Source organism: Tardiphaga sp. 285_C5_N1_2 (assembly GCF_052076065.1).
GTDB lineage: Bacteria > Pseudomonadota > Alphaproteobacteria > Rhizobiales > Xanthobacteraceae > Tardiphaga > Tardiphaga robiniae.
In genome coordinates this window covers 2,092,982-2,105,365 of record NZ_CP197241.1, presented here as the reverse complement: position 1 = coordinate 2,105,365, position 12,384 = coordinate 2,092,982, and the positions used below count along the sequence as shown (strand labels likewise).

General features: G+C 61.8%; 13 protein-coding genes. 6 read left to right on the top strand and 7 right to left on the bottom strand.

Going from position 1 to position 12,384, the window contains the following annotated elements:
* Window positions 1-24: 24 nt before the first annotated feature.
* Window positions 25-1,071, bottom strand: a complete 1,047-nt coding sequence (locus tag AB7951_RS10045; RefSeq protein ID WP_120292031.1) for a peptidase M29 — start codon at window positions 1,069-1,071, stop codon at window positions 25-27.
* 140 nt (window positions 1,072-1,211) lie between these two features.
* Here AB7951_RS10045 and AB7951_RS10040 point away from each other — a divergent pair, with 140 nt between their 5' ends.
* A complete protein-coding gene (locus AB7951_RS10040; protein ID WP_441255771.1) occupies window positions 1,212-2,213 on the top strand; it encodes a flavin reductase in 1,002 nt (333 codons plus the stop codon).
* Between the two features lie 176 nt (window positions 2,214-2,389).
* Here the strand turns inward: AB7951_RS10040 and AB7951_RS10035 are convergent, their stop codons facing one another.
* Window positions 2,390-3,376 (bottom strand): ABC transporter substrate-binding protein, encoded by a 987-nt coding sequence (locus AB7951_RS10035; protein ID WP_120292027.1) that lies wholly within the window; start codon window positions 3,374-3,376, stop codon window positions 2,390-2,392.
* Between the two features lie 174 nt (window positions 3,377-3,550).
* Between AB7951_RS10035 and AB7951_RS10030 the strand changes: the two genes are divergently transcribed.
* The gene (locus tag AB7951_RS10030) at window positions 3,551-4,930 is read left to right on the top strand and encodes a malonyl-CoA decarboxylase (protein ID WP_120292025.1); all 1,380 of its coding nucleotides are present in this window, start codon (window positions 3,551-3,553) and stop codon (window positions 4,928-4,930) included.
* Between the two features lie 175 nt (window positions 4,931-5,105).
* Here AB7951_RS10030 and AB7951_RS10025 read toward each other — a convergent pair whose 3' ends face one another.
* On the bottom strand, window positions 5,106-5,981 hold the full coding sequence (locus AB7951_RS10025; RefSeq protein ID WP_120292023.1) for a cell envelope integrity EipB family protein: 876 nt from the start codon (window positions 5,979-5,981) through the stop codon (window positions 5,106-5,108).
* A 251-nt stretch (window positions 5,982-6,232) separates the two neighbouring features.
* On the opposite strand from AB7951_RS10025, the gene AB7951_RS10020 reads away from it, so the two are divergent.
* From AB7951_RS10020 to AB7951_RS10005, 4 genes are all read left to right on the top strand, one after another.
* The gene (locus AB7951_RS10020) at window positions 6,233-6,700 is read left to right on the top strand and encodes a RidA family protein (protein WP_120292021.1); all 468 of its coding nucleotides are present in this window, start codon (window positions 6,233-6,235) and stop codon (window positions 6,698-6,700) included.
* Between the two features lie 78 nt (window positions 6,701-6,778).
* Window positions 6,779-7,525, top strand: coding sequence for a glycerophosphodiester phosphodiesterase (locus AB7951_RS10015; protein WP_120292019.1), 747 nt, complete (start codon window positions 6,779-6,781; stop codon window positions 7,523-7,525).
* A gap of 197 nt (window positions 7,526-7,722) precedes the next feature.
* Complete coding sequence (locus AB7951_RS10010; protein WP_120292017.1) at window positions 7,723-8,958, top strand: GNAT family N-acetyltransferase; 1,236 nt, start codon at window positions 7,723-7,725, stop codon at window positions 8,956-8,958.
* 71 nt (window positions 8,959-9,029) lie between these two features.
* Window positions 9,030-9,458, top strand: coding sequence for an HIT family protein (locus tag AB7951_RS10005; RefSeq protein ID WP_089263737.1), 429 nt, complete (start codon window positions 9,030-9,032; stop codon window positions 9,456-9,458).
* A gap of 227 nt (window positions 9,459-9,685) precedes the next feature.
* Here AB7951_RS10005 and tsaA read toward each other — a convergent pair whose 3' ends face one another.
* The 4 genes from tsaA to AB7951_RS09985 form a co-directional block, all read right to left on the bottom strand.
* A complete protein-coding gene (gene tsaA / locus AB7951_RS10000) occupies window positions 9,686-10,177 on the bottom strand; it encodes a tRNA (N6-threonylcarbamoyladenosine(37)-N6)-methyltransferase TrmO (RefSeq protein WP_092144388.1) in 492 nt (163 codons plus the stop codon).
* A 26-nt stretch (window positions 10,178-10,203) separates the two neighbouring features.
* Window positions 10,204-11,190, bottom strand: a complete 987-nt coding sequence (locus AB7951_RS09995; protein WP_120292015.1) for a tripartite tricarboxylate transporter substrate binding protein — start codon at window positions 11,188-11,190, stop codon at window positions 10,204-10,206.
* A gap of 91 nt (window positions 11,191-11,281) precedes the next feature.
* Entirely contained in the window at window positions 11,282-11,626 is a 345-nt protein-coding gene (locus tag AB7951_RS09990) for an AzlD domain-containing protein (protein ID WP_120292013.1), read from the bottom strand.
* Window positions 11,623-12,357, bottom strand: coding sequence for an AzlC family ABC transporter permease (locus AB7951_RS09985; protein WP_199712113.1), 735 nt, complete (start codon window positions 12,355-12,357; stop codon window positions 11,623-11,625). Before AB7951_RS09985 ends, AB7951_RS09990 begins: the two co-directional genes overlap by 4 nt.
* Window positions 12,358-12,384: the final 27 nt, after the last annotated feature.

Sequence of the window (12,384 nt, the reverse complement as noted above, 5' to 3'; positions counted from 1 at the left end):
GAGCTTGGAGGGACGTGTTCGGACTCAGCCGAACACGTCCTGCACCACGCCGTCCTTGATCACATCCACGCCGTCGAGCGTGATTGTGGTCTTGAAGATCGGCAGATCGAAATGCCCCGCGGTGTAGCGGCCCGCGAATTCATTGGCACCGGTCGAGAACAGGAAGTTGCCGGCCACCGCGCGGATTTCCGTGCCGTTGGTATCGCGCTGGTCATACATCTGCAGCGCCTCGTAACGCGCATTGGGGTTCATGCCCCAGCCGACATGCGACACGGCATAGGCCTCGCGGTCGCCCCAGGCGGCGAGATAGCGCTTCATCATCTCGGCGTCGGCGCCCTCGCCCGTCAGCTCGGTGAGATAGTCATCCTTGAACAGCATACGCACCGGCGACGTCAGATAGCGCTTGAAGGTCAGGTTGATATCGCCTGCATCCATCACCACCGTGCCGTTGATGGTCTTGCTCTTCGGGAACGAAACCACGATGCCGCCCGGCCAATGCGCCAGCGTGCCCGGCTTGTCGGTCCAGCCCCAGACGCCGACGGTGGCCGCGCCTTCCATCTTGACGTCGAGATCGGTGCCCGCCTTCGAGGTCACCTTCATGTGCTTCGTGCCGCGCAGCATCTTCGCCGCCGCGCGCACGCGCTTCTCGAGCGCCGAGTCCGGCACCATGCGCTCGAGCGCTTCCGGATGCTCGTTGGAGATCACCAGAATGCGCGCGCCGGCCTTCAGGATCTCCGGTGTTTCCTTGGCATGCATCAGGCCTTCGATGGTGCAGTCGACGACGAAGCCGGCCTGCTGCAGCGCTGATACAACCGGCCCGAGTTGCTGGATCGCTTCGGACGCGCCGGTGGAGCGGATCGGCACGACCTGCTTGTTGCGCGGCGTCGGCACCACGACGTGGAACGGCCGCGCGCCCATGCGGAGCAATGCCAATTCGGCAATGTGCACATTCAGCGCACGCGATTGCGTCTCGGAGAGGATGGCGGCAGTGTCGCCGGGCTTGACCGCGCAGCGTTCGAAGATCTCGCAGAATGCGTCGATCCATTTCGCCTCGATGCGATCCGCCAGCATGCCGTTTCTCCGTGTTTTAAAGCGATTATGGTTGGATGATAGGCGCGGTCATGTTATATGAAAAGGAATATTTTTAATCTTGAAGGACAATCCGGCGCTGTATTTTGGGCAGTCGCGGGTGTCGCGGAGCGGCGAATTCCATGGCGTTTGACAAGACGGCGCAGGACAAGGTCGCGGATAACAAGCTCCCGGACAAGACGCAGGCGGTCAACCCCGCCACCTTCCGTCAGGCGCTGGGCCAATTCCCGACCGGCGTCACCGTCGTCACCGCCACCAATGGCGACCATCCCGTCGGCATGACCGCCAATTCGTTTTCATCGGTCTCGCTCGATCCGCCGCTGGTGCTGTGGAGCGTCGCAAAATCTTCGCCGAGCCACGATCCCTTCGTCGAAGCCGACGCTTTCGCCATTCACTTTCTCGGTGCCGATCATGGCGAGCTCGCGATGCGTTTCGGCCGTCGCGGCTCCGACAAGTTTGCTGATATCGCCCATGCGCCGGGCATCAGCGGCGCACCGCTGATCGAAGGCCTCGCACCGATCTTCGAATGCAAGACCTGGGCGCGCTATCCCGGCGGCGACCACACGATCCTGGTCGGTGAAGTCGTGCACTTCGTCGAGCGCAATCACGACCCCCTCGTCTTCCACTCCGGACAACTCCGCCGCATCGACAAGGCGCAGCCACGGGCGCCGGCTCTGGCCAGCAACAGTTTTGCGCGCAGCTACCTGTCCTATCTGCTGGCGCGCGCCAGCTTCAACGTGTCCAGTTCGTTTCACGCGCGGCTGAAAGAATGGGACCTCACCGTGCCGGAATGGCGTGTGCTGGCCTGCCTCGCCGATGTCGAGGGCCTGTCAGTCGGCGAACTCGCCGCAATGGCTTTGATGAAGCAGCCGGGCCTGACGAAAGTGCTCGACCGCATGGAGCGTGACGATCTGCTTAAGCGCAAGAGCACCTCGAACGATCGGCGCCGCGTCACGCTCTACCTGACCGCGAAAGGCCGCGCGCGCGTCAAGCCCGTGCAGAAGGCGGCGCTCGAACATGAGACAGAGGTGCTGAGCCGCTTCAGCGACGACGAGCGCGCAACGATCAAATACACGCTGGATCTCCTGATCGACAGCGGCATGTCGGACGTCACGGGCGAGTAGAAAAGCTCCCAGCGTAGGATGGGTAGAGCGCAGCGAAACCCATCACTTTCAGTGTATGTGGGCGATGGGTTTCGCAACGCTACGCTGCGCGTAACGCCGCTCTACCCATCCTACAATTCAAACGAAAATGGCCGGGACATGCCCGACCATCACGTCATTATCGATGTAGCTCGCCGTTACTTGATCGGCGCGACGACCTTGCCCTTCAGCTCGGAGACGTCGAGCTTCTTCGGCAGCATTCCGGACTCGACATAGGTGTCGAGCATTTTCTGGATCGCGTCGAAATTCGGCGCGGCGCCGGGGTCGCGTGCGAAGTCGTTATCCTTCAACAGGTAGGTTTCCAGCACCGGGATCGGCGCCTTCATCACTTCGTTGACAACCTTCAGCGTTTCATCGCGATTGGCCAGCGCCTTCTGCATACCCAGCGTCAGATCGCGCACATACATTTTGGCCAGTTCCGGATTCTTCTCGATGAAGTCGGCACGGCAGGCTTCGAGGATGTGCACGATGCCGTCCTGCTGCTGCGACAGCGAGAACAGCTTGCGGGTGCCGCCCTTCGCTTCCATGCGCGCGGCGAAAGGCTGGTTCATCACGGCGGAGTCGACACGGCCCGAACGCAGTGCTTCTTCCGAGAGCGCGAAGCCGACTTCAACCAGCTTGACGTCCTTGGCCGGATCGAGACCGGCCTGCTTCAGCAGGATCGCCATCGGGCCATAGATGCCGGAGCCGAGCGTATTGATCGACATCGTCTTCCCCTTGAGGTCGGCGATGGTCTTGATCGGCGAGTCGTCCTTCACCGCCCAATAGACCGAAAAGCTGCCCGGCTTTTCGAACACGTGCTGCGCAACGATCGAAGCCTTGAGGTTGCCGCTCTGCACGCCCTGCGCCAGTGCCAGCACCGATTGCGTCGCGCAATCCAGCGCGCCGGCCGCGAGTGCCTGCGTCATCGGCGCGGTGCCCTGAAACTGCACCCACTCGATATTGTATTTCTTGCCGAGATCCGCGAATTCCTGCGGACGCTTCATCATCCAGTATTTGGATTCTTCGGCCGGGATGGTCCAGCCAACCTTGATGGTTTGTTGGGCAAATGCCGAGCCACTGCTCAGCAACGCTCCGAGTGCCAGAGCCGCCACAACGCCACGCTTCGATGCGATCCGCTTCATCCTGAATTCCTCTGTTTTCAGCGACCCGGCCGCAGTCAGAAACGAATGCAATTCTCTTGCCGAAGCGCTCCCCACTCACAATTGTTTCATGCTTCAAATGATCGCGCAATATGCCTCGCTATGGGCTATATTGAAGCAGACTGGTTCGACTGCCAGCCCGGGAATTGATTCACCATGAGCAATGACTCCTTCTTCTCCGACCTCCTCGCATCCATCTCGGAACGCGGACGCACTCTGCTGCGGCTCGGTCCCGCATCTGTCGATCCCAAACAGAACGCATCGGATTTGATCGAACTCTGTGCGGAGCTGTTGTCAGGACGCGGCGAAGCGTCGGGCACGGCCCTCGCGCGCGGCGTGCTCGATCGCTACAAGAGTCTCGACGATGCCGGTCGCCTCACCTTCTTCGAGAACCTCGCACAGAATTACGGTCCCGATCGTGACAAGCTTGAGAAGGCCATCGCGGCATGGCGTGCCAAGCCGACCGGTGACGTCTCCGGCGAATTGCATTTTGCATCCGAGCCGCAGCGGCAGGAACTGTTTCGCCGGCTGAACCGCGCGCCGAACGCGACCAGCGAACTCGTGAAGATGCGTGAAGATCTTCTCGATCTGAAGAATGGTAACAAAGACCTCAACGCCGTCGATCGCGACGTCGTTCATCTCTTGGCATCGTGGTTCAACAGGGGATTTCTGGTGCTGCGCAAGATCGACTGGTCCACGCCCGCCAATGTGCTCGAAAAAGTCATCAAATATGAAGCGGTGCATGAGATTCACGACTGGGACGATCTGCGCCGCCGGATCGATCCCGTGGATCGCCGCTGCTATGCGTTCTTCCACCCTGCCCTTGTCGATGAACCGCTGATCTTCGTCGAAGTTGCGCTCACCGAAACCATTCCGGGCGCCATCGCGCCGCTGCTGGCCGTCGATCGCCAGCCGGTGCCGATCGAGCGCGCGCGCACCGCGGTGTTCTATTCGATCTCCAACTGCCAGCGCGGCCTCGGCGGCATTTCCTTCGGCAACTTCCTGATCAAGCAGGTGGTCGAGGAACTGCGCCGCGAATTGCCGAAGCTCGACACGTTCGTAACACTGTCGCCGGTGCCGGGTTTCATGAAGTGGCTCAAGAAGGCCGACGACCTCAACCTGTCCAATGAGGATCAGGCGCTGGTCGACATGCTCGCCGATCCGCTATGGGTCAACGACACCGCGCTGACGGCGCAGCTCAAGCCCGTGATGGAGCAGCTCGCTGCGCATTACTTCCTGAAGGCCAAGAGCCCGCGCGGCGGCCCGATCGATTCCGTCGCCCGTTTCCATCTCGGCAACGGCGCACGGCTGGAGCGCATCGACTGGCTCGGCGACACGTCGGCCAAGGGCCTGCGCGAGTCCGCCAGCCTGATGGTGAACTATCTGTATCGTCTCGACGATATCGAGAAGAACCACGAAGCCTATGCCGACCATTACGAGATCGCGGCATCGAGCGCGGTGAAGAAGCTGCTGAAGAGTGAAAGCGGCGGTGGCCTGCGTTTGCTGGACAGCATGCGGTTGTCGCGGGCGGAGTGAGATAGGCTTTTAGGTTTATGGCTGTCGTCCCCGCGAAGGCGGGGACCCATAGACTCCGAATTCAAATCGGAGCGCTATGGTTTCGACCACGTTTCAATTTTTAGAAGTAGTGGTTATGGATCCCCGCCTACGCGGGGATGACAATTGAGAGAACCGAGCAAAAAGCTCATACTCCTCACTTACAAGGCTTGCTGTCCTTCACATTGAACTTGCTCATGGCGCCGCCGATGACGAAGTCATTGTAGTCCAGCATCAGCGACCGCGAGACGCCGTTCTCATAGAGTTCGAACGACATCGCATAGACCGGGGTCTGCTCACCGCCGTCGGACGATTTGGCTGACTTGTCGTAATAGCTGACGGTGACCGGCCAGCGCGTCAGCTTCTTCATCCCGTCATCGCCCGTCGAAGGATCGGGTTCGCTCACCTTGCGATCCCCAGGGATCGCCTGCCCGATCACCGTGAGCGTGCTGTAGACTTTCTCGCCTGTATCCGACCCGTCATAGACATTCAGTTCCAGCACCGACTTGCCTTCGCGTGCGGCAGCAATGATGCGGTGGATCTGCTCGGTCGGAAACACCGTGGAGCCCTCCAGCGTGAAGGTCTTCGCCACCGGCTGCTTCAGCTTGACGGTGACGTGATCGCCTTCGCGCTCCGCTATGCCGTCAACGGCGCTGACATCGCCGTCATTCATGCGGGTGTCGATCTTGAACCGATAGCTCTTGCCGTCGCCGGCTTCCCAGCTGGTGGAGCGCAGATCGCTCAGCGTGGTCTTGTCCTCGCCGCTGTTCAGCTCCGAGACCTGACGGAAATCCGACGTGTAGCCTTCGCAGGCACTGCCGGTAAAATTATAGAGGATGCGGCCGCTGGCGCTGTTGACGCTGGCATTGCCGCGCGACTTCAACAGCTTCAGCTCATACAGCGCCTGATGCGCCACGAACGGCGTGCCCGCAGCAGGCGGAGCCGCGAATGCCGACACCGGCGCCGCAAAGGCCGCCATGGTCAGTGCCAGCGAGGCAGCCTGGAATCGCGAAACGGAGGAAATGCGGCGCATGGGTTTTCCCTGGATTCTGGAACTACAACAATAGAGAGCGTCCTATTGCGTCGCAACTACGGCCGCGCCGGATTCGCACTGCGCAAATGCCACATTCTGCAGCAAATCTTGCCAGAACCGCACTATTGCGGGGCGGCCCGGCGTCGCCGGATCGTCACTTGCGCGGCGACGCGGTATGGGTGAAACAGACGGTGCCTGAACCCTTTGGGGAGTTTTGTTCGGGCACTTCATCAATCATTTGGGGAATCATAATGGCAGGCACTGTCGAGCAGAAACTTGCGGATCTGGGGGTCAAGCTTCACGAGCCCATCAGCCCCGTGGCGAATTATGTCGGCTTCGTCCGCACGGGCAATCTGCTGTTCGTCTCCGGTCAGATCTGCAAGGACGCGAACGGCCAGCTGATCGCCAAGGGCAAGCTCGGCGCCAGCGTGACCATCGAACAGGGCGTCAATGCCGCCCGCGTTTGCGCGATCAACCTGCTCGCTCAGGTCAAGGCTGCCCTCGGCGATCTCGACAAGGTTGCACGCGTCGTCCGCCTCGGCGGCTTCGTCAATTCGACGCCGGATTTCATCGACGCACCGACCGTCATCAACGGCGCCTCGGATCTGATGGTCGCAGCCTTCGGCGACAAGGGCCGTCACTCCCGCGCCGCTGTCGGCGTCGCTTCGCTGCCCGCCGATTGCGCGGTCGAGGTCGACGCGGTGTTCGAAGTCATCTAGCTTTTCGTTTTGACGCGTTTTCTTCACGCGAACCGGTATTCACTTCGCTTGAAAACGCTCTGATGCAGGACAATCCCGATGCGCGCACCTGACTGGCTCATCGCCCGGCCGGTCGCGCATCGTGGCCTGCACGACCCTGCCCGCGGCATTGTCGAGAACATGCCCGGCGCCATGCACGCCGCCATATCAGGCAATTTCAGCATCGAGACCGATGTGCAGCTCAGCGCCGACGGCGAGGCGATGGTGCATCATGACGATGAGTTGGGACGCCTGACCGAGGGCTCCGGCCCCTTGCGCGCGAAGACCTCCACCGAACTCAAGAAAATTGCCTTCAAGGACACGCCGGAGCGCATGATGACGCTCGGCGATCTGCTCGCTCTGATCGATGGCCGCGTCGGGCTCGTGATCGAGATCAAGAGCCATTTCGACGGCGACCGCAAACTGGTCACCCGCGTCGCCGAGATTCTCAAAACCTATCGCGGACCGGTTGCCTGGATGTCGTTCGATCCCGATCAGGTTCTTGCGATGCGCAAAATCGCCCCCGAGATCCCGCGCGGTATCACCGCCCAGCGCACTTATGACGACGGCGAATGGCTGACGCTGACGCAGGCCCAGCGCGACGGCATGCGCCATCTCCGCCACGCCTTCCGCACCCGCCCGCATTTCGTCTCCTATTGGGTCAAGGAACTGCCGGCCCCAGCGCCCTGGATCGCGCGCAACCTGTTCGGCTGCGCGCTGCTGACCTGGACCGTGCGCACGCCGGAACAGCGCGCCATCACCGCCCGCTATGCCGACCAGATGACCTTCGAGGGCTTCGTGCCGTAAATTGAAAAGAACGCCGTCATGGCCGGGCTTGTCCCGACCATCCACGCCTCTCTTGCTTACGGCGCTTGTGACCAAGACGTGGGTGCCCGGGACAAGCCCGGGCATGACGGAGTGGGACTTGAACTGTCCGGCGCGATGCACAATCTTAGGAGCGGTCACCGCGACGGTTGATCGCATATGACCGGTTCAAGTGATTGATGACGTCATCGGAAATTACGCTCGAAGCAGTGGCGTCCATCAGCCAGATTCCGGCCACGGACTGGGATGCCTGTGCCACCGGCCATGCCGATCTCGGTGGCATTGAGAGCCTCGATACGCTGGCCCCGGCGGCCAATGGTTGCGCCTCGAAGCCCACTTACAACCCGTTCGTGTCCCACGCCTTTTTCACGGCTGTCGAAAAATCGAACTCGGCCTGCGCCCGCACCGGCTGGGGACCGCGACATCTGATCGCCAAGAGCGAGGGCCGCATCGTCGGTGTCGTGCCCTGCTATCTGAAGTCGCACTCGCAGGGCGAATACGTGTTCGACCGCGGCTGGGCCGATGCCTATGAGCGCGCCGGCGGGCAATATTACCCGAAGCTGCAGGCCTCGGTTCCGTTCACGCCCGCCACCGGCCCGCGCCTACTGATCCGCGACGGCGTCGATGTGGAACGCGTCGGCGCGGCGCTGGCCGGCGGCCTCGTCGGTCTCTGCGAGGCCACCGATGCATCGTCCGTCCATGTCACTTTCGCGCGCGAGAGCGAATGGCAATTTCTCGCCGCACGCGGCTTCCTGCAGCGGACCGACCAGCAGTTTCATTTCCGCAATGACGGCTACGGCACCTTCGACGATTTCCTGGCGACGCTGAATTCGCGCCATCGCAAGGCGATCAAGCGCGAGCGCCGCGATGCGCTGGCCAATGGCCTCACCATCCATCCCCTCACCGGCAGCGAGATCACCGAGGATGCCTGGGATGCGTTCTTCGCCTTCTATATGGAGACCGGCTCGCGCAAATGGGGCCGGCCATATCTGACACGCGAGTTCTATGCGCTGATCGCCGAGAGCATGAGCAATGACGTCGCGCTGATCATGGCCAGGCGCGATGGCAAGTGGATCGCCGGCGCCATCAATTTCATAGGCTCGGATACGCTGTTCGGCCGCCACTGGGGCGCCGTCGAGCATCACCCGTTCCTGCATTTCGAGGTCTGCTACTATCAGGCCATCGACTTCGCGATCCGCCGCGGGTTGAAGACCGTGGAGGCCGGCGCGCAAGGCGAACACAAGATCGCACGGGGCTATCTGCCGCAGACCACCTATTCGGCGCATTACATCGCCGATCGCGGACTGCGTCAGGCCGTCGGCGAATATCTTCAGCGCGAGCGCGAATATGTCGCGGAGGCTGTCCGCGAATTGACCGAAGCCGGCCCGTTCAGGAAGGGCGACGAGCAGGATTAAGCCGTCTTGACCGGCTCCCCTCTGGCGGCGACAGTCGTCCAAATTTGCGCCTAAATTTTCCGGAGGATTCCATGACCGCGTATGACCCGAACAACATCTTCGCCAAGATCCTGCGCGGCGAATTCCCCTGCTACAAGGTCTATGAGAACGACCACGTGCTGGCGTTCCTGGACATCATGCCGCGCTCCCCCGGCCATACGTTGGTGATCCCCAAGGCGCCCGCGCGCAACATCTTCGACATCACGCCGGACGACTATGCCCATGTGATCCGCGCCGCCCACAAGATCGCCGCTGCCTGCAAACAGGCCTTCAAGGCCGACGGTATGACCGTCGCGCAATATTCGGAAGCCGCCGGCGGCCAGGTGGTGTTTCACCTGCACATGCATGTGATGCCCCGCCACGACAATGTCGGCCTGCTGCCGCCGGCGTCGCGCAAGGAAGACCCGAAAGTGCTGGAAGACAACGCGACGAAACTGATCGCGGCACTGGCAGCGCTGTAGGCTACGCACCGGCCGTGCGCTCCCTCTCCCCGCTCTGCGCGGGGAGAGGGGTGGGGTGAGGGGCAAGGCACACAGCCAATCGCAATAGTGATCTATCGGATCGCTGCCTGCGGCTTCAAATTACCGACCCGAGAGCGTTTACTCGCGTCAACGTGGTGCACAGCCCCTCACCCGCCGCGAAGACGCGGCGACCTCTCCCCGCAAAGAGCGGGGAGAGGTTAAGTCCCCTACTCCGTCTGAAAGTCCCCCGGCTGTGGCGGCGCCAGCGGCGTGAATTCGCAGCGGTCGGGTTTCACGTCCAGCAGCGGCGTCTCGTCGAGGCAATCGAGCCCGCGCACCAGCACGGTCGATCCCTCGATCCCCACCAGCTTCACCATGGATGTGCCGAGCGGGTTCGGCCGCACCGGCGTACGCAGTGAGAAGATGCCACGCGCATTGCCGTCGTTTTTCGGACTCTGCAGCACCAGGTCGCGGCGCGACAGATGCAGCCAGTAGATCACTTCGAGATGTTTGTAGAGGTCGAGATCCTTCAGCCCCGGCACCCAGGGCTCGAAGATCTCGAGCCGGCACACCGGGCCGTCATGGCGGCCCTGCCGCGGCGTTTCCAGCCGCGACGTCCAGGGCGTGCGGATGCGCCCGATATAGACGAGGCCCGCATGGTTCGGCTTCGGTGCATCGACGGCGAGTTCGCCGGCGCGGATTTCACTTTCACGAACCATTGGTCACCGTTCTTGTATCCCGTCGATCAATCCAGCGAGATATTCTGCGCCTTGATCACCTTCGACCACCGGGCCCGGTCTTCGTCAACGAATTCGTTGATCTCCTTGACCGTCTTCGGTCGCAGTACGGGGAAGCCGATCTTTTCCAGCGAGGCACGGAACGTAGTGTCGTTCAAGGCACGGTCCATGCTGGCCATCACCGTCTTCACGACATCGTCCGGCAGTTTCGACGATCCCGCCAGACCGAACCATACGCCGACCTGATAGTCGGGATAGCCGCTTTCGATGACGGTGGGTACATCAGGCAGATCGGGGCTGCGTTCTTTCGAACTGACACCGAGCGGCCGCAACAACCCGGCCTTCACGGGCGGGAGCGCCGTGGAGAGCGTATCGAACATCACCTGGATATTGCCGGAGAGGAGATCGGTCAGCGCCGGCCCGGCGCCCTTGTAAGGCACATGGGTCATCTCGACGCCGGCGATCTGCTTGAACATCTCGCCAGCCAAGTGAATCGTGCCGCCGGTGCCGGCCGATCCGAAATTCAGCTTGCCGGGATTGGCCTTCGCGTAGGCCACGAATTCCTTCACCGTCTTGGCCGGCACGGACGGATGCACTTCCATCACGACGGGCAGATCGGTCACCACCGTCAGCATCCGCAGATCTTTCTGCGGATCGTAGGACAGCTTTTTGTAGAGCAGCGGATTGAGCACCATGATGGACGCAGCCGTGACAAACAGCGTGTAGCCATCGGGCTCTGCACGCGTCACCATTTCGGCGGCGATGGCGCCCTGCGCGCCCGGCTTGTTCTCGACGATCGTCGCTTGCTTGAGGTCGCGGCCGAGATAATCCGCCACGAGACGCGCGAGCACGTCGGTCGGCCCGCCGGCTGCATAGGGCACCACGAGCTTGATCGTGCGCGTTGGATATTCCGCCGCACGGGCGAGCGGCGCGGCAAAACCCAGCGCAGCGATAACGATGCCGGTTATCAAGGCAGAACTTGCGCGCAATCTCATATCGTCTCCCAACGCATTATTTTTAAGTTGAGCGGAGACTATCGCGTTCACGCAGTCATACAAGGCCGATACAGCCTGACGCTGTCGTCTATCAACCGAGGATGTATTTGCCGGTGACCATCACCAGCTCGCCGCATGCGACGCCGAGAAAGATCGAGCGCCTGAAAGCGACGAAGACGACGAGACCGACAGCGACCGCGCCATAGCGCAACGGCGGTGGAATACTCGCCAGCGCGCCGGGCGGCACGACAAGAATTTGCGCGATGACACCGGCGAGGATCGCAGTAGCCACCGCCCTCACCCAGATCAGGATCTCGGACTCTTCATCGACACCACCGCCGAGCCACAGGCCGAGCATGCGCCAGACCTCATTGGGGAGGAAACCCGCCAGCAGCAGCACAAGGAGCGCGTGCCAGTCGCCGATGAAGTCGCTCATCGCCGCCTCCAGCGATGCACGCCATAGGCGATCGTCCCGGCCGAGACGCCGGAGATCAGAATATCGACGCCGGTGTTGAAGAGCGACACGAGAGGAAACAGCGCGAGACCGAGCACGAGCGCCACGATATCGGCGAGCTGCTTGCAGTTGCGCGCCGTCGACAGCAGAAACGCCAACGGCGTCAGCAACAGGATCGCCGCACCGAACAGCGGCGGCAGATTGGCCGCGAGGTGATAGCCAATGAACGTCGCGGTCAGCGACGACAACACGAGTCCGAGGCCGAGCCCGTTGACGAAGGCGATGCGTCGCTCGCGCGGGACCAGCGGCATTAACCGGAAGCATTCCACCCACAGCGTTACTGCGATGAAATGCGACGGCAAGATCAGTTGCCGCTTTTTGGTATCCGGCATGCGCAGCATCGGCAGCACCGACACCACCATGGGAAACAGACGGATCGCGCTCACGGTCACCGCGAGCGCCGCCTGGATCACTGTGGCGCCCGAGCCGAGCGCGACGAGAAGAATAATCTGTGCGGGACCGGCCCAGACGAACAATGTGCTGGCCAACGCCCAGAACAGGCTGAAATGTGTGTCATGGGCCAGCGCGCCGATGCCGATATAGGTCGCGAACAAGACCAGCGTCAGGATGGTCGTGGTGATCGACCGCATGCCGTAAAGGAAGGCCGCCGCACTGCCCTGCCATCTCGGTGAATCCAGTGCAGGAAGCGACACGTGGTTTTTTTTCTTCTTGGTTGATCC

What these genes read in the sequence shown, in the direction of transcription:
- AB7951_RS10005 (WP_089263737.1), top strand. Translation starts at nt 9,030, where the DNA reads ATGACCGCGTATGACCCGAACAACATCTTCGCCAAGATCCTGCGCGGC.
- AB7951_RS10045 (WP_120292031.1), bottom strand. Translation starts at nt 1,071, where the DNA reads ATGCTGGCGGATCGCATCGAGGCGAAATGGATCGACGCATTCTGCGAG.
- tsaA (WP_092144388.1), bottom strand. Translation starts at nt 10,177, where the DNA reads ATGGTTCGTGAAAGTGAAATCCGCGCCGGCGAACTCGCCGTCGATGCA.
- AB7951_RS10030 (WP_120292025.1), top strand. Translation starts at nt 3,551, where the DNA reads ATGAGCAATGACTCCTTCTTCTCCGACCTCCTCGCATCCATCTCGGAA.
- AB7951_RS10020 (WP_120292021.1), top strand. Translation starts at nt 6,233, where the DNA reads ATGGCAGGCACTGTCGAGCAGAAACTTGCGGATCTGGGGGTCAAGCTT.
- AB7951_RS10025 (WP_120292023.1), bottom strand. Translation starts at nt 5,981, where the DNA reads ATGCGCCGCATTTCCTCCGTTTCGCGATTCCAGGCTGCCTCGCTGGCA.
- AB7951_RS10010 (WP_120292017.1), top strand. Translation starts at nt 7,723, where the DNA reads ATGACGTCATCGGAAATTACGCTCGAAGCAGTGGCGTCCATCAGCCAG.
- AB7951_RS10035 (WP_120292027.1), bottom strand. Translation starts at nt 3,376, where the DNA reads ATGAAGCGGATCGCATCGAAGCGTGGCGTTGTGGCGGCTCTGGCACTC.
- AB7951_RS09990 (WP_120292013.1), bottom strand. Translation starts at nt 11,626, where the DNA reads ATGAGCGACTTCATCGGCGACTGGCACGCGCTCCTTGTGCTGCTGCTG.
- AB7951_RS10040 (WP_441255771.1), top strand. Translation starts at nt 1,212, where the DNA reads ATGGCGTTTGACAAGACGGCGCAGGACAAGGTCGCGGATAACAAGCTC.
- AB7951_RS10015 (WP_120292019.1), top strand. Translation starts at nt 6,779, where the DNA reads ATGCGCGCACCTGACTGGCTCATCGCCCGGCCGGTCGCGCATCGTGGC.
- AB7951_RS09995 (WP_120292015.1), bottom strand. Translation starts at nt 11,190, where the DNA reads ATGAGATTGCGCGCAAGTTCTGCCTTGATAACCGGCATCGTTATCGCT.